The sequence below is a fragment of the Candidatus Avelusimicrobium fimicolum genome, assembly GCF_021632165.1.
In the GTDB taxonomy this organism is placed as follows: Bacteria; Elusimicrobiota; Elusimicrobia; order Elusimicrobiales; family Elusimicrobiaceae; genus Avelusimicrobium; species Avelusimicrobium fimicola.
Genome location: NZ_JAJWTS010000013.1, coordinates 1 through 25,364, shown reverse-complemented (window position 1 = coordinate 25,364; position 25,364 = coordinate 1). Strand labels below are relative to the sequence as shown.

Genomic DNA, 25,364 nt, shown 5'->3' with positions numbered 1-25,364 from the left:
AACAGCGAGCATTAAATATGCCCGCTGTTTTTTTGTACTTTTATTTTTTGAGAACGGCGGATATTATTTTTTCGGCTTGGCGGTCCATTTCTGCGCGGTCTTCGGGCGCGTGGTCGTCCATCCCCGATAAATGCAACGCGCCGTGCGTAACATACATCATCATTTCCTGCAAAGCCGTATGCCCGAAGGTTTTTGCATTTTGCCGGGCTACTTGGTAACAAACAAAAATATCGCCAAACTCCCACGGCTCCCCGGTATCAAACGGCGGACGCTCGTTATTAAACGAAATAACATCCGTTATATAGTGGTGGTCCAAAAATTCCTTGTTTACGCGCAGAATTTCTTTTTCGTCCACAAAAATAACATTTACCTCAATGTTTTGTTTGGCAAAATGTTTTAGCCCGCGCTCCAAGCAGGCCTTAAAGATTCCTGTCTTGCGCAGGTATTTGGGAATATCGGTATTGTAAAAAATATGCGAAATCATTTGGTTGTTCCTGTATGTTTTTTGTCCCACTTGTTATAAGCGGAAATAATATCTTTTACCAGCGGATGACGTACGACGTCCTCGCCTGTAAACTCCATAAAGGCCACTCCTTTAACTTTGGATAATACCTCTGCCGCCTGCAAAAGTCCGCTTTCTTTTTTATTGGGCAGGTCAATTTGCGAGAGGTCGCCGTTTACAATCATTTTAGAGCCGATGCCCATACGGGTTAAAAACATCTTCATTTGGGCGGGTAAGGTGTTTTGCGCTTCATCTAAAATGATAAATGCTCTTTCCAGTGTGCGTCCGCGCATATAGGCCAGGGGTACAATTTCCAAAATGTTGTTGTATTTAAGCGAGTTGAATTTTTCCATCCCCAGCATAGAATAAAACGAATCATAAATAGGCCGTAAGTACGGGTCCACTTTTTCTTCAATATCCCCCGGGAGAAAGCCCAGTTTTTCACCTGCTTCCACAATGGGGCGCGTAACCACAATGTGTTCCGTCATCCCCAGTTCCAGGGCGCGCAACGCACACGCACAGGCCAAAAAGGTTTTTCCCGTTCCGGCAGGCCCGGAAGAAATGACGAGGTCGTTTGCAAAGACCGCTTCAATATATTTCTTTTGGTTTTCGCTCCGGGCTTCTATGGGCTTGGCGTGTTCGGGGCGGAATACAATATTGTCTGCAAAGGGGCGGTTGTCTTTTAGCAAATCAAGCGGCCTTTTTTCGGCATTTAACGAGAGGTCCTTTTGCAGTTTGGCAAGGGCCTTATCCACGCGGGAATTAGTGCCTTTTACGGAAAGTTCGGCCCCCGCGCCGTCCTCGTCATACTTTACAAAGACGGTTACTTTAAAAGTTTTTTCCAAAGCGCGGAGTTTGCGGTCCTGGATGCCGAGCGCAATTAAAATTTCTTCTTGGTTTTTGAGTTTTAGGGTTTTAATCATATACAAAAAAGCGCGGCCTGTAAGCCGCGCTTTCGGTTAGAATTTACTCTTGCCGCGCGGGATAACCACAATGCCCGAAGGGTCAATGTAGTATTTTTGCGAGTCGGCTTCCGTATCGTGCCCAATGGTTTGTTTGGGGGCGATGGTGTTAAAGCGGTCCATAATTACCTTTTTGAGTTTGGCTCCCGCCTTAATTTCGCAATTATCCATAATCACACAGCCTTCCAATTCGGCTCCTTCGCCGACTGTTACGCTGTCGCTGATGACGCAGTTTTTAATTTTGGCCTTGGGGTGAATAATGCACCCCGCGCCAATCATAGAATTAACCACGGTGCCGCCCAAATATTTAGTGGCCGGCACGCGGTTAAGCGTGGTGCTAATCGGCCATTTGGGATTATTTAAGTCCAATTTAGGCGTAGGCCCCAACAAGTCCATATTGGTCTGCCAAAACGATTCAATCGTTCCCACATCGCGCCAGTAGCCTTGTTCTTCGTAAGGTTTGGCCCCAGGGAGCGTTTGGCTTTGGAAATTATAGGCGAAAGTGCGGTGGTCTGCCAAAATTTTAGGCAAAATATGCTTACCGAAATCCAGCGCGGGAACGTCGCAGAAACGCTTTTGCAACACTTGTAACAGAACATCCGTGTTAAAAATATAGTTACCCATAGAGGCATAGGCTGCTTTGGGGTTACCCGGGATACATTTCGGGTGGGCGGGCTTTTCGTCAAACTGGACAATACGACCCGTTTCGTCCGTTCCCAGTACACCGAAAGCCGACGCTTGTTCCAACGGAACGGTATTGGCGGCGACGGTAACGTCTGCCTTGTTTTTTAAGTGATAGTCCACCATTTGCCGCACATCCATACGGTAAATGTGGTCCGCTCCGAAAATGGCTACCAAATCGGGTGCGAAATCTTTTACCAAGTTAATGTTTTGGCGGACGGAGTCAGCCGTCCCGCGATACCAAATTTCGCCCAAGCGCATTTGCGGCGGTACGCAGGTTAAAAAATGGTCCGGAATGATGCCTTCACTTCTCCAAGTGGTGCGCAAATATTCAATTAAACTTTGCGATAAATACTGTACCAGTACATAAGAGGAAAAAATCCCCGAGTTGACGAAGTTGGACAGTACAAAATCTACGATTCTGTATTTGCCCCCGAACGGGACGGAAGGTTTGGAGCGGTCTTTTGTCAACGGATAAAGACGCTCCCCTTTACCCCCGGCCATAATCATACCGAGTATTCTCATAAATATTTCCCTTTTTTAGTTAGACTTAATTATTCAGAGCCTAACGGCAAGTGTTTGTTTAATGATTCAAACGCTTCCCACGACCACGGCATTTTTTCCGCCACGATTTTGGCGATTTCATCCGCATATACGCGGATTTCCTGCTGGGCGTGTTTATCCATACGCAAGCATAAGAAGTTAAACAAACTGCGGGCGTTTACGCTCCAATAAAACTGGGTATATTGGCACACGGGCAATACCCCGCGAGCCATTTCGCGTGCGACGCCGGCTTCCAACAATTTGTGGTAAGCGGCGTAAGAGGCTTCCACGCTGTCTTCATAAATTTTGCGCAGGGCTTCGTTGTCTAATTGGGAGTCAGCCACGGAGCCTTGTTTGTTTTTTGTATCCTGCCCGCGGAATTTAGACGGAATATAAAACTCGTCCTTTACTTCGGTATAGCGGGCGCTGACTTCGTTATAAGAACCCCAGCGGTGGCGCATCCATTGGCGCGCGACAAAAATCGGGCAGCAAATATGAAATTGGAAATAACAATGTTCAAACGGTGTGTGGTGGGCGTGTTCCATTAAATATTTAATGAGCCGTTTATCCTGCTCCGGCCCTTTGGATACGGCTCCAAAGGATACGCGGGCGGATTGCACGGCACGGTCATCGCCCCCCATAAAATCTACCAAGCGCACAAAGCCCTTGTCTAACACGTTGATTTTTTCACTAGATTGTGGCACGAGTTCTTCTCCTGATTATTTAAAAATTTCCACGACGGAACTGTTCCCGTCCGGCAATACTTCGGCGGTCAAAATGGCCTTGTCCGTGCAGGCGGTGTCATATACCACGCCGTCCAATTCTACCGTATCGGTAACGGACAGGCGGCCCTTTTCAAAGGCCAAAAAATGAATTTTGCTGCTTTTGTATTGTCCAAAAGTGTCAGACAAAATGCCTAATTTGGATATATTTTCCACGGCTGCCAAGGTGGCGCGGCCTTCCGGCCCAAAGACTTGGACGGACGGGTAAAATTTCAAAATCTCTTGCTTATATTTTACACGATTTGGAGCCGCGGCGAACAAATCTTTGCTTTCTGCCCGTTTTCCGCTAGCCGTTACAAGCCGCAAGGGCCCGTTGGAAGATGTATAAATAATATTTTGGACATCGGCGGATTCTACGGCATAGCGGTTGAGCCCCGTCAGCCAGTTGCGGTAGGTGCTTAATGTTTCTTTGGCGGGGGCAAACTTACCGTCCGTATAGGCTATTAAGCGGGCATTCCCCGGGTACGCACCCGAGACAAACGGCTTTTGGAGCCAGATTTGTTTGTTTTGTCCGCACCCCAATTCTTTGGCAAAATAGGATAAAGAGGCAATTTCTTTTAATGTGCCGTTTTGGTTTTCCAGTACGGCGGTAGAAATAGTTTGGCGTTTTTCGTCAAAATACGAAACAAAAATTTGTGCTTTTTTATCTTTTACCGGTGCGGCGGATACGGTTAATACACGCTTGCCGGCGGGTAACGTGAAGGAGAGTTCTTCCTTTAACGTGTTCTTTTCTCCTTGCGTCCATACGGTTACTTGCCCTTTTTTAGAAAGAGTAATAAAATTATCCGCTCCTGTTATATTGGCTTCGGTTACGCCGATAATTTCCTGCTCCACGGGTTCATAGACGGTTTTGCGGTGCGTGGAGGTTTTGGCGGCTTCTTGCACGGTAACGGCAGGGGCTTGCGGTGCGGGGGCTGTGGCGGTTAAAACAACTTCCTGCCCGACGGAAATGCGTTTGTCGGCCGCTACCTCGCCAATGGCATAAAGTGGTTGTACTTCCACGATTTTGCCCTCTTGGGAATAGTTATACACCAGCCCTAAATCTTTCCCGGTTTTGGGGTTGGTTAATTTTTCAGCAGAGAGGATAACCTTAAACAAATCGCCCTTTTGCACATTACGGTTTAAAACAGAGGTGTCTAAATAGACTTTATTACCGTCCACGCGCACGACCATTACTTGCGCTTGCAAGCAGGCTGAGAAAAAAAGAAAAGCGGTTAGCATAAATAAAAATTTATTTTTCATATAATAATGGTATAGCATTTTTACCCGGAGTGAACAATGAAAAAAAATAACTTTGCCGATTTAGTAGAAACCTTTGCCGTTTTGCGCGGGCCTAACGGTTGCCCGTGGGATAAAAAACAAACGCACGAAAGTTTAATTAAATGTTTGCAAAACGAATCGCAGGAACTGATTGATGCCATTAATAAGAAAGATGATGAAAATATGAAAGAGGAGTTAGGGGATGTGCTTTTGCAGGTGTTAATGCACAGCCAGATTGCCGCCGAAGAGGGCAAATTTACCATTGATGACGTAATCCAGGGTCTGTACGACAAACTCCACCGCCGCCATCCGCATGTGTTTGGAGACCTTGCCCACGCCGCAAGTGCCGAGGAAGCCCTGGCCCTGTGGAAGGAAGCCAAACGCAAAGAACGCGAAGGCAAATAAAGGTAACGCCTGTTGTTTGCGAAAAGAGTGTGGTTCAACTAATCAATGGAGCGCACATAGAGTTCCCCGGCCCGGAGAACCTAAAAAACCCCCGCATATTATTTCGGGGGTTTAGCTCATTAGTGTCATTACTATGTTCCTCTTTCCTAGGGAGGCTCCGTTTCCGGGTCTTATGCAATAGGAAAACACACTGTGCTCTCACAACTGCAACCAAGGATATCGGGCTGTTCCCAAGTACTTTGTACTATTACTATAAGCGTATTTTCTTTTTTTTCAAGGCCTATTTTTATATGGGTCTTTTTTATTAAAAAACCGGGGTGTTTCCAATTACCCCGGTTTAAATTATTTCTCCCACGCTTCGGAACGGCCGATAGAGGGTATTTCCTCCGGATGAAAATGCGGGTCTAGCCCTTTTTCTTTTTGTTTGCGGTAATCAGCCAGCGCATCAATGACTTGTGTGCGCAACCGCAAAATGGCGTAAATGTTCATCAGTGCCAGCGCCGCCATAAACAAATCGGCCAAATTCCATACCAGTTTTAATTGCAACACCGCACCCGAAAGCACCATTAGCGTTACTCCCGTGCGGAAAACCAGCATTACGCTTTTTTTGCGAGTGATAAATTCCACATTGGCCTGCCCGTAGTAATAATTGCCGATAATAGAGGTAAAGGCAAAAAGCAGTACGCTGGCCGATAGAAAGTAATTGCCGAAATTTCCCAGTTGAAATGTGAGAGCCTTTTGCGTAAGTGCAATTCCTTCTAACCCCGGAAATTGCTGATAGTTGGACAGTAAAACAATAAAGGCCGTGCAACTGCAAATAACCAGCGTATCAATAAATACGCTAAATGCCTGCACATAACCCTGTTTCACCGGGTGTGAGGTGTGGGCGGTGGCGGCGGCGTTTGGAGCGCTGCCCATACCGGCTTCGTTGGAAAACAACCCACGGCGTGCGCCCGTCATAATGGTAGCACCCAGGGTGCCGCCCGCGACATTGTGCCAACTGAACGCATCAGAAAAAATAAGACCGAAAACGTGCGGCAACTTATCCAAGTTTAATATCATTACCACGAGTGTAAGGATGATATATGCCCCGGCAAAGACAGGCACGATAATAGCCGAAAAACGCGCAATGCGTTTTAGTCCGCCAAAAATAATAACAGCCGTCAGCGCCGCCAGAGCAATGCCGCAAATAGACGTATCCAAATGGAAAGTAGCGTTTAGCGATTGGGCAATAGTGTTAGATTGCACCGAGTTAAACACAAAGGCAAACGTCAGCGTGATAATGACGGAAAATGCCAAGCCCAATTTGGGGCTGTGCAGGGCATTTTTCATATAGTAGGCCGGCCCTCCGCGAAAATGCGTGCCGGTTTTTACCTTATGTATTTGGGCAAGCGTGCTTTCGGCAAAAGCAGAAGCGGAACCGATAACCGCGATGAGCCACATCCAAAAAATAGCGCCCGGTCCGCCTACGGTAATGGCGATAGCCACCCCGGCAATATTGCCGGTTCCCACGCGTGCGGCGGTGCTGATAGCAAAGGCCTGAAAGGGGGAAATGTGCCCCGTGCCGCGGGTTTCTTCGCCGCCGCTTATCATTAGTTTAAGCATTTCTTTGGGGCGGACAAACTGTACGAAGCGGGTGGCAATCGTAAAGTAGAGGCCTGCAAAAATCAGCGCGGCCATAAGCACATATCCCAAAAAACAATCATTGATTAGGGATATGGCGTGAGTCAATAGTTCAGTCATTAAAACTCCTTAATTTATAGGTATTGCGGGTACAATAACAAAACGGGAGTCCTTCAAAAAATACATTTTATAGTATAGCGCATTTTGAAGGAAAGCGAAACAATTTTTTATGGAAATTTAGTTGAATTTGCCCAGTTTGCCGGTTAGCCACTTATTAAACAGCAGATTGCTGATAAGTATCGGCGGGGTACAGAGCATAGTGGAGTAAATGTTGGAGCGCGGTATTTTCACGCGCTTTTGCGGGTTTAACAGGTCAGGCGTTTGCCACACTTTTAGAAGGGTGTCTGCCGTCCATAATACGGGCCACGCTACGGCCGCCCGCCCGCCGGGCTGCCATTTGGGCAGTTGGGCAAAATAGCGCACGGCACTTTTGAGGTTGTTCACGCCCCATAAAATCCATTTGCGTTTAACGGGTTCAAAACGGGGGGCATTTTCTGGAATTAATAAATCTGTGGCAGTAAGGCCGTTTTGGGCCAAGTCCTGTGCGGGGAAATAACACCGTCCGATGCGTAAATCTTTGGGCAAGTCGCGCAAAATATTAACGATTTGCAACGCGTCCCCAATATGTTGCCCGAGTTCGTAAAACTCCTTTTCCGGCATATCAATTTTTGTGGTGGTGCAAATCAGGCGGCTCCAAAAAAGGCCGGGTTTGCCTCCCATTAAACGGCAATAATGTTGTAAATCGGCCGGGGTTTGGAAAGCTTGTATTTGGGCAGAGTGCTCCTCGGGAAAAGTATTTAAGTCAATCTTCATCCCGTCGCAAACCGCTTGCACCACATCCATAATAATAGGCCGTTGTTTGGCGGACACTTGATTTAATACCTGCAAACAGGGCAGAAGATTTTTAATAAGTTCCTTTTCGTAAGGGTTTTCACTCCCGCCGCAAATTTCGCTTGCTAAGAGGGAAATTTCTTGCCGGTTTTGCTCTTTTAACAGGAGAGGGAAACGCTCTATCCAATAAAGCCGCCGTTGAGCGGGCAGAATAGAAGTGTCGGCAATCGTATCGGCGTAGCGGCAGAGTAAATAGGCTATGCCAAATGCCGGGCGCATATTGCCGGGAAGCGCCTGAACGCTTAAATACAAACTGCGGGAAGTGTTTTTTAAGAGCGTCTCAATATCCATATATATAAGGATAGCAAATTTAGTGCGTAAAAAATAATTGACACCCGGCCGGAAAAAAAGCATAATATAATTATGCAAATGTTAAACGTAAATTACTGCATTAAACACTCCTCCTTTAACCCGATTAATTGGCTAAAGGAAGAAGTTGTTTATGCGGGCGTTTAATGTAATTTGATTTTATTTTTAATAGAACCCCGCTTATTAATGAAATAGGCGGGGTTTTTATTTAACGATTTCCGGTTTAACGGCCGGAGAAAAAAAACGGGTACAACAAAAAATAAAGAGGGCTTGCGCGTTACGCGCGGCCTTCTTTTTTGTGCCTTGTGGCTGTCCGGTTCTTTTAGTATATATAATAAAGGATAGTGAAAATATGATGCCGGGTTGGCTTGACAACCTTTTCAAAATCAGTTATACTTAATACATAAGGAAACAAAAAGGATTTGTTTCCAGAGAAGTTTTCAAGAACCCTTTTTCAAGTTTTTGAAAAAATGGAAAAATGGGTCTTGACTTTTCTGTCTTTTTTTGTTAGACTATATGAGTAGTCAAAATTGTTCTTTAAATAATTAGCAAACTTCTTTAAAGTTTTTACCAATCAATTATAAGCAGAAAACTTTTTGACAGCGAAACACCTCCTTATATTAGAAAAGGCGACCGGTGGGCTGAGCCTAGCCAATCAAGTTAGTCTTATAATAAATAAAGTAAAAACACTTATCGTTAGGTCTTATCCCTTCGGTCCTCAGCGGCCACGACTTCCTTGAATAACCAAGAAGTATAAAAAGACTTGACAAATTGATTTAAAAATGTTTTAATAATAAATGTAGTCAGTAAGCATACTACAAGTTTTCAAGGGTTTTAAATAACGCTTGACAAACATTTAAAAAAATGCTTAAATAAAAGAGTAGTAAGGGTTGAGCGTTTTAAACAGAAGTTTAAAAGGCTTGACAGGTTGAAACAGATTTGCTAGAATATCTTTGTAGCCAAAGAGGGCTCAAAGAAGAAAAAAGGTTTCCGATTGCTTTTTCCGAAGCAGGAAAAGAGCAACGAGGAAATTTCGTTCTGTGAAAATTTGACAGCAATGTGCGAATGGGCGATTTGAAATGGGAAGGTTTAAACCTAACATTTTAAATGCTCAAAGTAAGTCAGTCATAGACTATAATATGACACCAAGTTAATTCAAGTAAGAAGAGTCAAAAGTCAACAGCTCTTGTTAGCGATTAGTTGCCTTTGAACCGCTTGCGATTTAAAGGTAACAAATTCTAATGGAGAGTTTGATCCTGGCTCAGAGTTAACGCTGGCATCGTGCATAACACATGCAAGTCGAACGGGACTTTAATTTGTAGCAATACAGATTGAAGTTTAGTGGCAGACGGGTGAGTAATGTATAAGTAACCAACCTTTAAGTGGGGAATAACAATCCGAAAGGGTTGCTAATACCCCATAACATCTAGTAGCGGCATCGTTAATAGATTAAAGATTTATCGCTTGAAGACGGACTTATATTCTATCAGCTAGTTGGCAGTGTAACGGACTACCAAGGCGACGACGGATAGCCGGCCTGAAAGGGCGACCGGCCACAAGGGCACTGAGACACGGGCCCTACTCCTACGGGAGGCAGCAGTGGGGAATTTTGGACAATGGGCGAAAGCCTGATCCAGCAACGATGCGTGGAGGATGAAGGTTCTCGGATTGTAAACTCCTTTTGAGAGGGAAGAAAAAAATGACGGTACCTCTCGAATAAGCCACGGCTAACTACGTGCCAGCAGCCGCGGTAAGACGTAGGTGGCAAGCGTTACTCGGAATTACTAGGCGTAAAGCGCGCGTAGGCGGAATGTTAAGTCTGTTGTGTAATCTCTGGGCTCAACCCAGAAACTGCAACAGAAACTGGCGTTCTTGAGTGAGGCAGAGGAAATCGGAATTCCTAGTGTAGCAGTGAAATGCGTAGATATTAGGAGGAACACCGGTGGCGAAGGCGGATTTCTGGGCCTTTACTGACGCTAAAGTGCGAAAGCTAGGGGAGCAAACGGGATTAGATACCCCGGTAGTCCTAGCCGTAAACGATGATAACTAGGTGTGGGAGGTATCGACCCCTTCCGTGCCGCCGCTAACGCATTAAGTTATCCGCCTGGGGAGTACGGCCGCAAGGTTAAAACTCAAAGGAATTGACGGGGACCCGCACAAGAGGTGGAGTATGTGGTTTAATTCGACGCTACGCGAAAAACCTTACCTGGGCTCGAACGACTGGTGGTAAGACTTATGAAAGTAGGTCTGACCCGCAAGGGAGCCAGCCGAGGTGCTGCATGGTTGTCGTCAGCTCGTGTCGTGAGATGTTGGGTTAAGTCCCGCAACGAGCGCAACCCCTATCCTGTGTTGCCTAGCAATAGGATCTCTCAGGAGACCGCCGCGGATAACGTGGAGGAAGGTGGGGATGACGTCAAATCATCATGGCCTTTATGTCCAGGGCTACACACGTACTACAATGGTATAGACAGAGGGTAGCAATACCGTAAGGTGGAGCCAATCCCTAAACTATGCCCCAGTTCAGATTGTGGGCTGCAATTCGCCCACATGAAGCCGGAATCTCTAGTAATCGCAGATCAGCACGCTGCGGTGAATACGTTCCCGGGTCTTGTACACACCGCCCGTCACACCACGAAAGTCAATTGCAACAGAAGTATCCAGGTCGTCTGGGTCCTAAGTTGTGATTGGTGATTGGGGTGAAGTCGTAACAAGGTAGCCGTACCGGAAGGTGCGGCTGGATCACCTCCTTTATTCTATTTTTAGATAGAATAGGTCGGTAGCAGATAAGATGGAGCCGAAAGGCAAACCATTTCAGGTCGGCCACTCGCACATAGAAAGGTTTTATAGAGCTTAGGCTCTTTTGTTATAGAATAGCTTGGGCTCGTAGCTCAGCTGGTTAGAGCGCACGCTTGATAAGCGTGAGGTCGAAGGTTCAATTCCTTCCGGGCCCACAGCACTTAAAGATTTAGGGGCTGTAGCTCAGTTGGGAGAGCACCTGCTTTGCAAGCAGGGGGTCGTCGGTTCGAACCCGATCAGCTCCACCAATAATAACCTGTGCAAAATATGTTGCGTCAAATTTGAAGTTCTTTGAAAATCAGATAACTTATATTCAATCTTCTCTTGTAAGACTCCGGAAGTTGGATAGTAACCTTAATAAAGAGGTAATTATCCGATGGGTAGCAAAGGGAATGAAAATATATTTTAGAAAAGCCAAGCGTTTGTATATTTAATATGTGAATTAGATATACTTACACTTACACAATTAAGCGATGAGAACACAATTAACTGAGAAAGTTAAGAAGGTTATCATTAAAAAAATATAATAGATAGCAATATCTAGCATTTGAAATGACCAATAATCTGTTGGATTAAAGAATATGGTCAAGCTACAAGGGTGTATGGTGAATGCCTTGGTGCCAGAAGTCGATGAAAGACGTGATAAGCTGCGATAAGCTGCGGGTAGGAGCAAATATCCTGTGATCCGCAGATTTCTGAATGGGGGAACCCTTACAGGTGAGAGCCTGTAAATCATCACAAGAAGGCTGAGTCTACGGACTCGGAGATAGGGTGATAGAAGACAACGTAGGGAAGTGAAACATCTCAGTACCTACAGGAAAAGAAATCAAAGAGATTCCCTGAGTAGTGGCGAGCGAAATGGGAATAGCCTAAACCAGCCCCCGCACTGTATATATCCGTGGAGGGTATATAGAGTGCGTGGGTTGGGGTTGCAGGGCTTGCTCGTGTTAGACACAAAGAGTTACCAAGCAATCAGATAGTTGAACGGTCTGGAAAGTCCGACCAAAGAGGGTGATAGTCCTTTAAACGAAATCTGATTGTCTCTTAGCAAGTACCTAAGTACCACTGGTCACGTGCAATCCGGTGGGAATCCGGGGAGACCACTCTCCAAGGCTAAATACTCTCTGGCAACCGATAGTGAACCAGTACCGCGAGGGAAAGGCGAAAAGAACCCCGAGAGGGGAGTGAAATAGAACCTGAAACCGTACATCTACAAGCTATTGTAGCACTATGCCCGCAAGGGAATGTGCGACAGTGTGCCTGTTGAAGAATGATCCAGCGAGTTAATGTGCCGAGCGAGGTTAAGGGCTGAAGAGGTCCGAAGCCGTAGTGAAAGCGAGCTCGAATAGAGCGAATAGTTCGTCATATTAGACCCGAAGCCAAGTGATCTAACCCTGTCCAGGCTGAAGTTCGCGTAACAGTGAATGGAGGGCCGGAGTGTTAAACGTTGAAAAGTTTCTACATGAGGTGGGGTTAGGGGTGAAAGGCCAATCGAACTTGGTGATAGCTGGTTCTCCCCGAAATAGCTTTAGGGCTAGCGTTGAGATTTAACCCGAGGGGGTAAAGCACTGGTAGATTTAGGGGGAGCGACCCTCCTTCCGATGTCTGTCAAACTCTGAATACCTCGGCGAATATCTCAGCAGTCAGTTCGTGAGGGATAAGCTTCACGTGCGAGAGGGAAACAGCCCAGACCGTCAATTTAGGTCCCAAAATGTATGCTAAGTGGTAAAGGATGTGGATTTACTTAAACAGCTAGGAGGTTGGCTTAGAAGCAGCCACCCTTTGAAGAGTGCGTAATAGCTCACTAGTCGAGTGAATCTGCGCCGAAGATGACTCGGGGCTAAGCATACTACCGAAATTACGGATTGCATAGAAGTTCGCTTTTATGCAGTGGTAGGGGAGCGTTATTAGCAGCTGCGAAGGTATACCGGAAGGAGTGCTGGAGCGCTAATAAGTGAGAATGCTGGAATGAGTAGCGATAAGGAAGGTGAGAATCCTTCCCGCCGAAAATCTAAGGTTTCCTTGAGCAACGTTCGTCGGCTCAGGGTCAGTCGGGCCTAAGCTCAGGCCGAAAGGCGTAGGCGAAGGACATCAGGTTAATATTCCTGAACTATAGTAAGCGCGTCATAACCTAGGGAGGGACGCAGTAGAGTAAACCATCTGGCTATATGCCAGTTCAAGGCCGTAGGCATCTTCGGGTAGGCAAATCCGTCCGGAGGCTAAGCCGAAAACCGAGTACGAGTAACCGCAAGGTTGCGAAGTGGTCCAATCACGCTGCCTAGAAAAACTTCGTAGGGAGTTCTTACTATAACCGTACCGTAAACCGACACAGGTGGATGGGGTGAAAATCCTAAGGCGCGCGAGATAACCATCGTCAAGGAACTAGGCAAACTAGCTCCGTAACTTCGGAAGAAGGAGTGCCCAAGTACCGGTGCAGCAATGTATTGGGAAAGGGTCGCAGTGAATTGGGCTTCGTGACTGTTTAACAAAAACTTAGGGCTCTGCTGAAATCTCAAGATGATGTATAGGGCCTGATGCCTGCCCGGTGCCGGAAGGTCAAGGGGAGTGGTTAGCCGCAAGGCGAAGCTGCGAACTTAAGCCCCGGTAAACGGCGGCGGTAACTATAACCGTCCTAAGGTAGCGAAATTCCTTGTCGGGTAAGTTCCGACCTGCACGAATGGCATAACAAAGAAGCCGCTGTCTCGACGGTGGGCTCGGCGAAATTGTGGTTCAAGTGAAGACGCTTGATGCATGCAACAAGACGAAAAGACCCTATGGAGCTTTACTGTAGCTTGTTATTGGATTACGGTTTTCAATACGTAGTATAGCTGGGAGCCATTGAAACATCCCTTGAGGGGGGTGCGGAGGCAACAGTGAAATACCAGCTTTTGTGAATTGTGGTTCTAACCTATTACCCGTGAATCCGGGTTGGGGACAGTGGCAGGTGGGCAGTTTGACTGGGGCGGTCGCCTCCTAAAGAGTAACGGAGGCGTTCTAAGGTTCCTTCAGGCCGAATAGAAATCGGCCATTGAGCGCAAAGGTAGAAAGGAGCTTGACTGTGAGGACGACGGTCCGAACAGGTGCGAAAGCAGGACTTAGTGATCCGGTGGTCCCTCGTGGGAGGGCCATCGCTCAACGGACAAAAGCTACCCTGGGGATAACAGGCTGATCGGGCCCAAGAGTTCACATCGACGGCTCGGTTTGGCACCTCGATGTCGGCTCATCACATCCTCCCGCTGAAGCAGGTGGGAAGGGTTGGGCTGTTCGCCCATTAAAGTGGTACGTGAGCTGGGTTCAGTACGTCGTGAGACAGTACGGTCTCTATCTGTTGTATGCGCAGGAAACTTGAGAGGAGTTGTCCATAGTACGAGAGGGCCTGGATGAACGAACCTCCTGTATATCAGTTGTCTGTAAACAGGCATAGCTGATTAGCGGTGTTCGGTAGGGATAAACGCTGAAAGCATATAAGCGTGAAACCCGCCTCAAGATAAGGTTTCCCTGGTAGATTAACTACCCAGAAGACCCCCGGAAGACTACCGGGTTGATAGGCAGAGTGTGTAAGCACAGCAATGTGTTCAGCTAATCTGTACTAATAGGTCGTGAGGCTTGGCCATATTCTTTAATCCTATAGATAAAGAATTGTGAGTGTAACACTTGCGCTTTTCTAACTTATCTGACGTTGGAAGATATCGATGACCCGCTAATCCCGGCGAGAAGGTTTCCAACGGTAAAGGAACCGGTTGCAATAGACAAGTTCCTTTTAAAATTTGTTCTTTTACAAGAGGCTAGAATGAGACTGATAATAATTCCGACGAGGCCACACCCGTTCCCATTCCGAACACGGCAGTTAAGCTCGTAAGGGTCGATGGTATTGGCGCCCAATTCGGCGCTGAGAGAGTAGATCGTTGTCGGTCTCATCCTAGCCTTTTGTTTAAGGTGATTTGAAACCCCGCTAACGCGGGGTTTTTTGTTTTATATTGGGAATCTTGCCTTATATGTTTAGGAATACACATTTTACTATCTCTTTGGTGGGCTTGTTTGGGGGTGCTTATCTGTGTAAGTTTTGGAAACCAAGGAACACGCCAAAAGTTACTGTCTTGTAATAGAATAGGGATATCTTGTTGGGACCAGAGGTCTCTCAGAGAAGATATTTTAGGAAACATCGCTGGGGTACACGTCTATATATTAACAGGATATGTATATGGGCTTGATACCCTTTACAGAGAAAAAATACAGGTCCTAAAATCTAGAAAAATCCCATAAAAGGGGCAGGATAACGCCACAGAATCTAAAATAGCCCCGAAACCACCTTGCCAGAATTTAGCCTAACTGGTATTTTAGGTGGACTCCAACGAAACTACACGTCTATCTTTAAAGAAACTTATCCCTGGAACAACCTTTGACTATTAGACTATGCCGTCTTAATAAGGGACTTTTAGACTTTAAAAAAATAATTTACATCCACCCATTAGAATTTATTAGATTAGTAAACCACCCTAATACTAGGTTATAACTAGCACGAGGGGGCTCTGTAATGTTGCGTTGTAGAAAAATACAATCCCGTTGAATTTATTTTTAGATAGAATACCCCGGGTGTTTACCCAGGGTATTTAGACTTTAAACTGCTGCTTTTAATTGTTCAAATGCTTGTTTTATTTTTTGTGCCATAAGTTTTCTTCTTTCTTGTAGGAATATGTCATATGACATTTTTTCCCATCCGTGTGGTAATGCATTATTTCCCTCTTCCAATTTTATTTCTTGTTCTGGCTTATTGGTACATCGAGGCGGATAGTAAATTGCCGGGCTATCATCCCCAATATCGTCATTATCTTTCCAATCAATATAGGCATAATTTGCCATTTGGTTAATTTCCTTTTTGGAATACCCCATTTGTTTTAAGTAATTTTTGGGGAAAAGATGATGTTTTTCTAATGATTTACGTTTGCTATGGCACGAATCTGTAAATAATTGCGCGACTAATAAATTACTTTTTGAAAATAGAATTTTGTTTTTCAATATATTTAGGGATGCCACATAAGCATTCCAAGCATTATTGCCAGAACCTGAAACGGCCAGCCCTTTGGAACCAACGAGTGTAATATCAAAAAAGTCATTAGTAAGTTCTTCATTGATTCTAGAAAGGATAAAATTTCTATATTCATTAAAAGAATGTAGGGTTTTAATTGTATTCAAGTGGCTTTCAACAGTAGATTCAAAAGAACCACTATAAAGAGCGACTAATGAGGCATAAAAAAACCATAAAGATGTAAGATGTAAGTTTTCATTATTAGAAGCATTAAAACGGTGTTTTGCAATTAAATATAGTGCGTAACTATAAAAAACGGCATTATTAGAGGATATTAATTCCCCTGATAAATACCCGGCGTTCATAATTGCTTTAATAAACTCGTGCCAGGAATGTAAATCCAACACATCAGGTAGTTTCGCTTTTAACGTTTCAAAACGTTGGATTCGCAGGGTTTCATCTATTGTTCCTCGTTTTTCGAAGTCTGCCCCGTGTAATAGTTTATACCCATATTGAAGGCGGGCTCTGTCAAAAGCATAGGCCATTACTACCCGGATAATATCTTGGGCAGAAACAGGGGTAATAGAGTTGTATGCAGTTGTACTGCCGGGGGTGTTAATGAGTGAATCCTTACAAAATGTTTCAATTTTTTTTCGTCCCTCTTCCCAATACAACGAGAGCAATGTAAGAATAAAGTCATTTTGTTTTAAAGCAACTCCACCAGAGTTTACCCGCACGAAAATATCAGAAACACTTTCTTCTTCGGCATTTGCTTTAATGTTAAAAACAGGCAATGGGTAATTGGTTAAGTTCCGTACCTCCATAAATCGGTTTTGAATAAGTTCTTCGTCTTTTTCCGAGAGCCCAACTCCTTTTGTTTCTTTGCTTTTTTTTAATTTTTCAATAAATTCATTTATTAATTTAAAAAAATTATTATTATTAAACAATTCACTAATATTGTACATCCACTCCGGGTCTTGTTTAGTGGCTTGATAGCCGACTTCAAATTTATTTAATAAAGGATTGTAAGAAATAATAACATTTTTTTCTTCAAATTTAGCATTTAGAACTGGTTTTCCCTTAATAACGGCATAGAGGGATGTTAGGCGTTGTTGGCCGTCAATAATTACCTCTTTAGGGTTTGTATAATTATGGGAAATGGTACCAATGGTTCTATTTTTAGATTCTATTGCGCTTTCCCAAAGCATTAAATAACCGATTGGATATCCTTTTAACATTGAGTCAAATAGGTCGCGAATTTTACTATCTTTCCAAATGAAAGGCCGTTGTAGTTCCGGTAATCCCAATTCTCCTGTATCAATTTTTTCAATTAATTGTAAAACGGTAAGGGTGGTATTACTAAAAAGTTCTGGCATAGGAAACTCCTATATTGTATGGAATAGACAGAGTTAAAAAGCGAGGTGCACAGAAGGGAAAACTCTTTGTTGATATTCTAGCAAATAATATTTTTTATTGGTGTGCTCATTTACAAAACTGACGATACCGGGAACATCTTGTGTAGTATTTCTTTGCTCGTTGCCTTATACCAAAACATTTTCAAATCCTTGGGAAATTATCCCGTCCACATCTTGCCAAAGTATAGCATTTTTAGCGCCCGAACTTATTTGCCGCCCGCCCGAAAAATACAAGGCGACAAACCGTTGTCGCCGGGGAGTGCTATGATAAACATATGGAATCATTAATTGAAGCATACTTGTCTGGTAGCGAGAAGCGCCTGCGGCAACTGGTGCTAGCCGGGGCGGATGTCAATCAGCCAATGCGTGAGTACCCGGGCGATATTTTGTTGGAGCCTTGTTTGGCTAAAAATATCCGCCTGGTGCAGTTTTTGCTAAGCCACGGCGCCCGGCCCACGGGGGCACTTCTGGCGGACCTGATTGGGTATAGCGGTATTTTGCCCGGGTGGTATCTGGCCAGACTCTTGCGGCGGCTGTTAAAAGCCGAGGCAGCCCCCAACGCAACGGAGCGCGGGCACACCCTCTTGTGGTGGGCCGCAGAGAGCGGCGATCCGCTCACGCGCGACAATGCCCGGCTGGCGTCTGTATTGCTAAAATTCGGCGCGGACCCCAATATGAAAAATGCTCCTTGCAAGGCTGACTATAATCCCCAAGAAACGCCTCTTTTGCGTGCGGCGTATTACAACCAACCCGCTATGATAAGTAAACTGCTTCACTATGGGGCGGATATAAATACCGTGGATAATTACGGGCGAAATGCGCTTTTTTACGCGGCAATGGGTATGGGGCGGCTCCCCGTCTATAAGTGCTTGGTTCGGCACCATATTGATTTACAGCACCGCCTGCCGGACGGAACGGGCATTACGGATTATATGCGGGATTTGTGCCCGTTTGTAAGCGCACAAGCCGAAGCATATCTAATAAGTTACGGGGCACCGCGCCCTACTATCCCGCGTGCCCAATTATGCCCTAACCTATAATCCAAGCCGCTATACTTTTGCGCGCTTTATTGCGCCATCACCCCACGACTCCTTGTGCTTGCATAAAAAAACGGCTTTTTGTATCTTATGGGTATATACTTGTTTTTCTTCCCAGTTAAATTTTTCTATTGGAGCATACTATGGCAAATTACCGTTGGGGTATTGATTTGGGCACATCTTCTATTGGGGTGGCCGTTTACGAGACGGACAATAACGGAAAGATTATTTCCTTAAAACATTTGGACAGTTATATCTTTGGCGAACCTGTGGCACCCAAAGAAATGGTAACTTTAAACACCGCCCGCCGCGCACCTTATCCGCTCCGCCGCTAGGTGTCTGGGGAAAAATAAGCCCCTGTGCTGTGCAAATAATTGTACAATAAAATAAGTTATGAACTTGCCGCAAGAATTTATCCAATATACCGCTAATTTATTTGGCTCCCAGCGTTGGGAGCGGTTTGAGCAGTCTTTTGTGCAGGAAGCGGCGGTAAGTGTGCGCTTCAACCCGTGGAAAGCCAAGGGCGAAGCCCTTTTCCCGCAGGCCGAGCCGGTGTCGTGGTGCGAGGGGGCCTTTTGGTTGAAAGAGCGCCCGCTCTTTACGCGCGACCCGCGCTTTCACGCCGGGGTGTATTATGTGCAAGAGGCAGGCTCTCTGTTTTTGGACCACGTCTTGCGGCATTGGGTTACAGGGCCTGTCAGCGCGCTTGATTTGTGCGCCGCTCCGGGGGGAAAATCTACCCTTATGCGGGCCGCTTTACCCACCGGTTCTGTGCTTGTCAGTAACGAAATTGACCGCCGCCGTGCCAATATTCTCTTGGAAAATATCCTCAAACAAGGCCACCCGGGTGTGTTGGTTACGCATAATGCGCCAAAAGATTTTGCCAAAACAAATCTGCTGTTTGATGTTATTTTGACGGACGTGCCTTGTTCGGGAGAGGGCCTTTTCCGTCGGGACCCGGCCGCTATCAGCGAGTGGAGCGCGCAAAATGTATATTTTTGTGCAGAGCGGCAACGGCAAATTTTGCGTGATATTTGGCCTTGCCTCAAAGACGGCGGCCTGTTGATTTACAGCACCTGTACCTTTAATACGCACGAAAATGAAGAAAATGTCCGGTGGATTGCCGAGGAATTGGGCGCGGAACTTTTGGCAGTACCCGTCCGCCCGGAGTGGCAAATTACGGAAAGTTTGCTTGCGGGGTGGAATCAACCCGTATATCGTTTTATCCCGGGTACAACGCGCAGTGAGGGCCTTTTTATGGCGGTGCTTCGTAAAAAAGGGGGAAACAGAGCCTTTGCCACATTACCCGCCTCTTTGCGGACGCAGGTAAAAAAATATCCGCTTTTGCATTTGCTTTATGACGGTCAGCCCGCATTTGAAGCCAAGGGGCGGGAGCAAATCCCTTCTATTGCACAGGCCCTTTCTCTTACTACGGAGGAAACCTCCTTTCCCCGTGCCGAGTTGTCTTTGGACGCGGCCTTGCGCTATCTCCACCGGGAGGCCTTAGTTTTGCCTGCGGGCACACCGCGCGGCTTTGTGTTGGTAACGTATCAAGGATATCCGCTTGGTTTTGTAAAGAACTTGGGCGACCGCGCCAACAACCTCTATCCCAAACCTTGGGCCATCCGCAGTTTGTAAAAATTTAAATAAATCGCATATAGACTTTGTATTGTACGTCGTCTAATGCATATTCATAGCGGTTTGCAATAATCAATGAGAAATGCTGTTTAAATTGGGGACGACACCTCCGCACAGGAACTCAGGGCTGAACAAAATATTTTTAGGTCTGTTTCCTTACGGGTTTTGCGGGTATAACCTAGCGGAAGAGTAGATTTGATAACCACGGTAGTGGCGGTGTTATATTTTTTGACCAGTTAGATTACATTTTCCAGCGCGGAAGTATTAAAATAGTTCTGTTTGGGGCGTGGCTTTTAACAGTTCTAACAAGTTCCGCCGGGGGTGTTGGTAAAATTCACAATAGCGTTATGAATGCGGGCGGGATAAATTTAGAAAAATGTTTGGCATCTTGTAGTGGCAATAATTATAAGTTTTGGCGGGCAGTTGTAGGTATGACAGTAATGCAAAATTTATTTTCCAAACTGGACTTCGTGCCCGAAATATGTTATCATAAAGCGATATATTTACAGGAGCATAAAGTACAGCCACATAGAGTGGCAAAATTACAATTTATTCTGTTTTTGGAATCCTATTGAAGAATAGGAAGGCTTTGGGAAACCAAAGTTCTAAGGAAGTCCAAAAACGGCTGGTTTAGGCAGAAGATGAAGGGAAGTCATGAGCCCTTTGTCTTCTGCCGAGTGTTGCACACATATTTTGCGTGCAACCACGGCTGTTTAATGACAAGGCACTTCCTTAGACTTGACATTACGCAGCCGTTTTAATTTTCCAACCTTCCTCGCTTCTCTTACTTTGTTCCGACTTCATTTTTCCATAGGTTTCGTTCGCTTTCATACGCTACAGCACGGCGTGTGAACGGGAAAGGGACTTATGAATACCTCCGCCAAGAGTTTCCACAAGTCCTTTTCCCACGGTTTAAGGGAAAAGGGCTTTTTTATGGAAATAGCTGTTATTATTCCGTCTAAAAATGGCATAAACCATTTGAAAGAATGTTTGCCAACGGTTGTTAAAGCAACCCTCCAAGCCCCTTTTCCTGTGCATATTACCGTAGTAGATGATAATTCAACAGATAAAACAGTAGAAATGCTGCCCCCTCTGTTTCCAGAAGTTGTTTTTCTACGCAATCCTAACAAAGGAGTCTCTTCTGCTCGCAACTGGGGCGTAAAAAATACCCCTTGTGATTGGATTTGTTTTCTAGACAATGACCTCTTTTTAGACGAACATTTTTTCAATACAGTACAAAAATACCTAAAACAGGATGTTTTTTGCGTGGCCTGCGCTGGCTATACCGCGTATCCTAAAGTCTTGGGAGCATTAGAGCAAAATGATGGCATTAAATTGTTAGATTGGAAGCGGGGTTTCCCACGATTTACCAGTAATGTTTATAATAAAAATCTATCTTTACAGCAGGAATATTTATCTTGGGGGGTACAAGGAGCCTATTTCTTTTGCAATCGTGGTAAATTTGAACAACTAACTGGATTTGATGAAATTTTAGACCCATATATGTTAGAGGAATCCGATTTGGCTTATCGTGGATTGAAACGTGGGTGGAAAATTGTTTATGCGCCCGACACAAAACCCCTTCATAAATGCGGTGGAACAATTAATAGTAAAAAAAATAAATATACGCAATTCTTGTCTAAACGGAATAGAGTGTTGTTTGTTTGGAAAAATATTACTTCAAAATATCTTCTCATTAGTCATATTTCCTGGTTATTGCTGCGTACTGATATTAGGATATTACGAACAATATTGAGGGCATGGCCTGATATTAAAAAGAAACGTGAAATAGAAAAAAAAGAGCAAGTTGTAACTGATGAAACATTATTTAAACAGTCCAAACAATTTGTGCAAAAGGGATACGGAAGCTAGATAAATATGTCAGAATTATCCGAATATTTAAAATTACAACAGCATCAAACTTGTATTTTTGCAGGCTGTGATGATAAATATGCCTTTTGCTTGTATGTAAGTTTATGGAGTTTGTTGAAACATAGCCCGAAATTAGCACAAGAGTCTGATATTTTTGTAGCCGGATTTAAGCTTTCTGCTGGAAATAAGAAGGCACTAGAAAGTTTGCCTGGGGTCCATGTGATTAATTATACCTACCCATCTTCCCTACCTCAAACTAGTGCTATTATGAATTTTACAGAAGCATCATTTGCAAGGTATGATTGTTTTGGCCTGCTGAAATATTATGAGAAAGTTTTGTATCTGGATAGTGATGTGCTTGTACAAAAAGAAATAAGACCAATTTTTGATCAATTGTCTGATGGTATTGGTTTGGTCCAGGATCCTACCTTTACTACCGTACGAGGAAATTTCTATAAAGAAATTCCCCAATTTAATATGAACGCCACAGGATATAATAGCGGATTTATCGTTTTAAACAATAAAGGAAGTTGGGCAAACAAAGCATTGGAAATTAGATCTTGGCTATACAAGCAAACATTAGTCTATGCAGAAAATTTATTTCTTCCAGACCAAGGAATGATTAATTTAGCAATAGAACAATTCAACATGTATCCTTTGACTATAAGTGAAGATTATAACTGCCCGGCAAGTTCTCCTACAAAAGAATTAAGAAATGCCTATATTATTCACAGTACAGGTCCCCGCAAATTTTGGTGTTATTACTATTTTAAAGAATGGTATGAAGGATACTCGCGGTGGCTTGCAGCAGGTGGACACCCCGTGTCTATTCATAGAGGAAGTGCTTTTTGGCGCTGGACTCTACGTAAATTACACCTAGATAATAAAGTATTTTTTCAGTTAAGTCCAGATTTTTTTACTAAACCTCTAAAGTTTGGGCGGTTTGTAATGAAAAAAATGTTCAGAATGAAATATTAAGGGAGGAAATATGAAAATTATTGTTCAAGCAGGTGGAAAGGGAACCCGATTAGAAGGATTAACACACAATAAGCCTAAATGTTTGGTGCCTGTTAATAATTTGCCCATTCTTTTTTATGCTTTTCAGAAATTCAAAGATGCGGATTTTACAATTATCGCAGATTATAAAACAGATGTTTTGGAAAAATATTTGGCCGCATTTGCCAATAAATATAAAGTCAATATTGTAAAAGCCACCAAAAAAGGCACGGCTTCCGGTATTAAAGAGGCTATAGCGCCTCTGCTTGATGATGAGCCTTTTATGATTCTTTGGTGCGATTTGATACTGTCTGACGGATTTGAAATTCCTACGGAAGCGGGGAATTATATTGGTATTTCTAAAGATTTTGAATGCCGTTGGTCTTATGTAGAAAATCAATTTATTAAAACCCCTTCAAAAGAGAACGGCGTGGCAGGCTTGTTTGTTTTTGAAAATAAAAAAGTATTGCAGGATGTTCCCGAAGAAGGCGCTTTTGTGGATTGGTTAAAAACGCAACCCATAGCTTTTAAGCGGTTGGATTTGTATGGTTCTAAGGAAATAGGAACCTTATTGGCTTATTCGGATAATAATGATACTTCTCACCGTTGCCGCCCATTTAATTCTATGGAGTTTGACGGGGATTTGGTCATTAAGCGCGCAATCACAGAACAGGGGCAAAAAATAGCATTAGACGAAATTGCTTGGTATAAGCATGTTAAGCAATTGGGCTTTAAAAATATTCCCGAAATTTACGAATATGAACCGCTGAAAATGAAACGTGTTTGCGGGAAAAATATCTTTGAATACGATTGTATTACAAAAACACAAAAATGTGAGATTTTAACAAGCCTAGTACAGGCGTTGCATACTTTGCATAATCTGGAACCGGCCCAACCTGTTAATGAAAGTGATGTAATAGAAAATTATATTACAAAAACTTTTGACCGTTTATCCAAGGTTGAGCATTTGGTGCCATTTGCGGAACAGGAATTTATCAAAATTAATGGACAATACTATAAAAACATTTTTTTTAATAAAGACGAATTGATTTCCCTAGTACAAAAACACATGCCCACGGAATTTAAGTTAATTCATGGGGATTGTACTTTTTCCAACCTGATGTTTGATACTTTTGATATGCGCGCCGTATTGATTGACCCCAGAGGCTATTTTGGCAAAACAAAGTTGTATGGGGATGCCGATTACGATTGGGCCAAATTGTATTATTCTATCAATGGAGATTATGATTTGTTCAACCGCAAGAAGTTTACCTTGGACATCAGAGAAAAAGATGTAGAACTTGCCATAAAACCTAATAACTGGGGTGATATGAGTGATTATTTCTTTGATTTGTTGCCTAATGTAAAAAAAGAAAAAATCAAAATGTTGCACGGTATTATTTGGCTTTCGTTAACTACTTATGCTTGGGAAGATTATGACTCCATTTGCGCGGCCTTTTATAATGGGCTTATCAAACTGAGAGAGGTTTTATAATGTTGAAACTTTCTTCTTTACCTCATACTTGGATATTGGATGTGGACGGTACCATTGTAAAACATAATGGGTATAAAATAGATGGTTATGACACCTTGTTGCCGGGGGTAAAGGACTTTTTTGCCTCATTACCCTCTCAGGATAGGGTTATTTTGCTCACGGCCCGCAAGGCTGAATATTTGCCTGCATTAAAGGATTTTTTAACCACAAATCAAATCCGTTACGACCATATTATTACGGATGTGCCTATGGGCGAGCGTATTTTAGTAAATGATAATAAACCCAGTGGCCTGAAATGCGCTTATGCAGTTAATAAAGAAAGAGATGGAATCTTTCATTTAGATTATTGCTTGGACAATAGCAAATAGGAGAAACTATATGAGATTGTTTGAGAAAATAAAGTTGCACACAATGGATTCTACAAAGTCTAGGGTCATACTTGTATTAGGCAAACCTCTTGTTTATTACCAAAGAGAACATTTTTTTAAATCTTTTACTTTTGCATGGAATTTGCCAGTCAAAAATACCTCTATTCCCGTTTTTTATTTAAAAGTAAATAGACTTGCTGACTATACTTTGCCGTGTATCCAACATTGGATAAATATTATTAATAATATGGGCGCTGATTTTTATTTTTTATGTGATAATAAAAAATTACAAAATGAGATACTACGCTGGATTTGTTTTCCTAATAGGAATGTCAAATTTATATCAAGTTGGAGAAAAAAATTAAAAAAAATAATTTTTAATATTGGTACAAAATACTGGATTAAGGCAACAGCCGCACATCTTACGAGTTTTTATCATGCTAAACAACAGAAAATTACCAAATTTTGGACTATTGATGCTGATGATACCATGATATGCCAATATCCTGAAAAGGGGGCAAAATTCTTGCAACAAGTAGAACTTTATGCAGAAAAGCATAATGTAGCAGCTTGTTCCTTAGATATGTGGCGTAGTAGGACAAAAGGAAAACATTGGTCTTTTGGCGTCTGCTATGTTAGAGATATTGTTGATTTTTGCTCTATATTTGACAGAAATGAGGATTTGTCTTGGATATCTAATTAC

General features: G+C 43.7%; 17 protein-coding genes, 2 tRNA genes and 3 rRNA genes. 14 read left to right on the top strand and 8 right to left on the bottom strand.

Annotated features, from left to right (window positions below):
- Positions 1-40: 40 nt before the first annotated feature.
- From ybeY to ACQY2K_RS05820, 5 genes are all read right to left on the bottom strand, one after another.
- The gene (gene ybeY, locus ACQY2K_RS05840) at positions 41-484 is read right to left on the bottom strand and encodes an rRNA maturation RNase YbeY (RefSeq protein WP_428041089.1); all 444 of its coding nucleotides are present in this window, start codon (positions 482-484) and stop codon (positions 41-43) included.
- Positions 481-1,425 (bottom strand): PhoH family protein, encoded by a 945-nt coding sequence (locus ACQY2K_RS05835; protein ID WP_428041088.1) that lies wholly within the window; start codon positions 1,423-1,425, stop codon positions 481-483. The genes ybeY and ACQY2K_RS05835 overlap by 4 nt, the downstream gene beginning before the upstream one ends.
- Before the next feature lie 36 nt (positions 1,426-1,461).
- Positions 1,462-2,670 carry a glucose-1-phosphate adenylyltransferase gene (locus tag ACQY2K_RS05830; RefSeq protein WP_177746462.1) on the bottom strand — a complete coding sequence of 403 codons (1,209 nt, stop codon included), beginning with the start codon at positions 2,668-2,670 and terminating at the stop codon, positions 1,462-1,464.
- Positions 2,671-2,699: 29 nt separating this feature from the next.
- Complete coding sequence (thyX, locus tag ACQY2K_RS05825; protein WP_428038045.1) at positions 2,700-3,329, bottom strand: FAD-dependent thymidylate synthase; 630 nt, start codon at positions 3,327-3,329, stop codon at positions 2,700-2,702.
- A 78-nt stretch (positions 3,330-3,407) separates the two neighbouring features.
- On the bottom strand, positions 3,408-4,712 hold the full coding sequence (locus tag ACQY2K_RS05820; RefSeq protein WP_428041087.1) for a hypothetical protein: 1,305 nt from the start codon (positions 4,710-4,712) through the stop codon (positions 3,408-3,410).
- Positions 4,713-4,748: 36 nt separating this feature from the next.
- Between ACQY2K_RS05820 and ACQY2K_RS05815 the strand changes: the two genes are divergently transcribed.
- Positions 4,749-5,135, top strand: a complete 387-nt coding sequence (locus ACQY2K_RS05815) for a MazG family protein (RefSeq protein WP_428038042.1) — start codon at positions 4,749-4,751, stop codon at positions 5,133-5,135.
- Positions 5,136-5,477: 342 nt separating this feature from the next.
- Here ACQY2K_RS05815 and ACQY2K_RS05810 read toward each other — a convergent pair whose 3' ends face one another.
- Both ACQY2K_RS05810 and ACQY2K_RS05805 read right to left on the bottom strand, forming a co-directional pair.
- Complete coding sequence (locus tag ACQY2K_RS05810) at positions 5,478-6,878, bottom strand: alanine/glycine:cation symporter family protein (protein WP_428041086.1); 1,401 nt, start codon at positions 6,876-6,878, stop codon at positions 5,478-5,480.
- A gap of 117 nt (positions 6,879-6,995) precedes the next feature.
- A complete protein-coding gene (locus tag ACQY2K_RS05805; RefSeq protein WP_428041085.1) occupies positions 6,996-8,000 on the bottom strand; it encodes a phytoene/squalene synthase family protein in 1,005 nt (334 codons plus the stop codon).
- Between the two features lie 1,256 nt (positions 8,001-9,256).
- On the opposite strand from ACQY2K_RS05805, the gene ACQY2K_RS05800 reads away from it, so the two are divergent.
- The 5 genes from ACQY2K_RS05800 (at position 9,257) to rrf (ending at position 14,728) form a co-directional block, all read left to right on the top strand.
- Positions 9,257-10,768 (top strand): 16S ribosomal RNA (locus ACQY2K_RS05800).
- A 127-nt stretch (positions 10,769-10,895) separates the two neighbouring features.
- Positions 10,896-10,969: transfer RNA gene (locus ACQY2K_RS05795), tRNA-Ile, on the top strand.
- 17 nt (positions 10,970-10,986) lie between these two features.
- Positions 10,987-11,062, top strand: a tRNA-Ala gene (locus ACQY2K_RS05790).
- A gap of 335 nt (positions 11,063-11,397) precedes the next feature.
- A 23S ribosomal RNA gene (locus ACQY2K_RS05785) occupies positions 11,398-14,428 on the top strand.
- 181 nt (positions 14,429-14,609) lie between these two features.
- Positions 14,610-14,728 (top strand): 5S ribosomal RNA (gene rrf / locus ACQY2K_RS05780).
- Together the 16S, 23S and 5S rRNA genes with 2 tRNA genes alongside form the textbook arrangement of a ribosomal RNA operon.
- A 703-nt stretch (positions 14,729-15,431) precedes the next feature.
- Here rrf and ACQY2K_RS05775 read toward each other — a convergent pair.
- Positions 15,432-17,216 carry a GmrSD restriction endonuclease domain-containing protein gene (locus tag ACQY2K_RS05775; protein ID WP_428041084.1) on the bottom strand — a complete coding sequence of 595 codons (1,785 nt, stop codon included), beginning with the start codon at positions 17,214-17,216 and terminating at the stop codon, positions 15,432-15,434.
- Between the two features lie 314 nt (positions 17,217-17,530).
- On the opposite strand from ACQY2K_RS05775, the gene ACQY2K_RS05770 reads away from it, so the two are divergent.
- The 8 genes from ACQY2K_RS05770 to ACQY2K_RS05735 all read left to right on the top strand — a co-directional run.
- Positions 17,531-18,295, top strand: a complete 765-nt coding sequence (locus ACQY2K_RS05770; protein WP_428041083.1) for an ankyrin repeat domain-containing protein — start codon at positions 17,531-17,533, stop codon at positions 18,293-18,295.
- Between the two features lie 140 nt (positions 18,296-18,435).
- On the top strand, positions 18,436-18,627 hold the full coding sequence (locus ACQY2K_RS05765) for a hypothetical protein (RefSeq protein ID WP_428041082.1): 192 nt from the start codon (positions 18,436-18,438) through the stop codon (positions 18,625-18,627).
- A gap of 58 nt (positions 18,628-18,685) precedes the next feature.
- Positions 18,686-19,930 carry a methyltransferase RsmF C-terminal domain-like protein gene (locus tag ACQY2K_RS05760; protein WP_428041081.1) on the top strand — a complete coding sequence of 415 codons (1,245 nt, stop codon included), beginning with the start codon at positions 18,686-18,688 and terminating at the stop codon, positions 19,928-19,930.
- Positions 19,931-20,797: 867 nt separating this feature from the next.
- Entirely contained in the window at positions 20,798-21,802 is a 1,005-nt protein-coding gene (locus ACQY2K_RS05755; protein WP_428041080.1) for a glycosyltransferase family 2 protein, read from the top strand.
- Between the two features lie 6 nt (positions 21,803-21,808).
- Positions 21,809-22,780: a glycosyltransferase family 8 protein gene (locus tag ACQY2K_RS05750; RefSeq protein ID WP_428041079.1), complete on the top strand. Its 972-nt coding sequence runs from the start codon at positions 21,809-21,811 to the stop codon at positions 22,778-22,780.
- A 10-nt stretch (positions 22,781-22,790) separates the two neighbouring features.
- Positions 22,791-24,293, top strand: coding sequence for a sugar phosphate nucleotidyltransferase (locus ACQY2K_RS05745; RefSeq protein WP_428041078.1), 1,503 nt, complete (start codon positions 22,791-22,793; stop codon positions 24,291-24,293).
- Positions 24,293-24,661 carry a hypothetical protein gene (locus ACQY2K_RS05740; RefSeq protein ID WP_428041077.1) on the top strand — a complete coding sequence of 123 codons (369 nt, stop codon included), beginning with the start codon at positions 24,293-24,295 and terminating at the stop codon, positions 24,659-24,661. The genes ACQY2K_RS05745 and ACQY2K_RS05740 overlap by 1 nt, the downstream gene beginning before the upstream one ends.
- 10 nt (positions 24,662-24,671) lie before the next feature.
- Positions 24,672-25,364, top strand: a 693-nt coding sequence (locus ACQY2K_RS05735; protein WP_428041076.1) for a hypothetical protein, incomplete at its 3' end; no start/stop codon positions are given.

Coding starts and splice junctions, on each gene's coding strand:
- ACQY2K_RS05830 (WP_177746462.1), bottom strand. CDS start 2,670: ATGAGAATACTCGGTATGATTATGGCCGGGGGTAAAGGGGAGCGTCTT.
- ACQY2K_RS05765 (WP_428041082.1), top strand. CDS start 18,436: ATGGCAAATTACCGTTGGGGTATTGATTTGGGCACATCTTCTATTGGG.
- ACQY2K_RS05835 (WP_428041088.1), bottom strand. CDS start 1,425: ATGATTAAAACCCTAAAACTCAAAAACCAAGAAGAAATTTTAATTGCG.
- ACQY2K_RS05775 (WP_428041084.1), bottom strand. CDS start 17,216: ATGCCAGAACTTTTTAGTAATACCACCCTTACCGTTTTACAATTAATT.
- ACQY2K_RS05760 (WP_428041081.1), top strand. CDS start 18,686: ATGAACTTGCCGCAAGAATTTATCCAATATACCGCTAATTTATTTGGC.
- ACQY2K_RS05745 (WP_428041078.1), top strand. CDS start 22,791: ATGAAAATTATTGTTCAAGCAGGTGGAAAGGGAACCCGATTAGAAGGA.
- ACQY2K_RS05770 (WP_428041083.1), top strand. CDS start 17,531: ATGGAATCATTAATTGAAGCATACTTGTCTGGTAGCGAGAAGCGCCTG.
- thyX (WP_428038045.1), bottom strand. CDS start 3,329: ATGGGGGGCGATGACCGTGCCGTGCAATCCGCCCGCGTATCCTTTGGA.
- ACQY2K_RS05755 (WP_428041080.1), top strand. CDS start 20,798: ATGAATACCTCCGCCAAGAGTTTCCACAAGTCCTTTTCCCACGGTTTA.
- ACQY2K_RS05815 (WP_428038042.1), top strand. CDS start 4,749: ATGAAAAAAAATAACTTTGCCGATTTAGTAGAAACCTTTGCCGTTTTG.
- ACQY2K_RS05820 (WP_428041087.1), bottom strand. CDS start 4,712: ATGAAAAATAAATTTTTATTTATGCTAACCGCTTTTCTTTTTTTCTCA.
- ybeY (WP_428041089.1), bottom strand. CDS start 484: ATGATTTCGCATATTTTTTACAATACCGATATTCCCAAATACCTGCGC.
- ACQY2K_RS05740 (WP_428041077.1), top strand. CDS start 24,293: ATGTTGAAACTTTCTTCTTTACCTCATACTTGGATATTGGATGTGGAC.
- ACQY2K_RS05805 (WP_428041085.1), bottom strand. CDS start 8,000: ATGGATATTGAGACGCTCTTAAAAAACACTTCCCGCAGTTTGTATTTA.
- ACQY2K_RS05750 (WP_428041079.1), top strand. CDS start 21,809: ATGTCAGAATTATCCGAATATTTAAAATTACAACAGCATCAAACTTGT.
- ACQY2K_RS05810 (WP_428041086.1), bottom strand. CDS start 6,878: ATGACTGAACTATTGACTCACGCCATATCCCTAATCAATGATTGTTTT.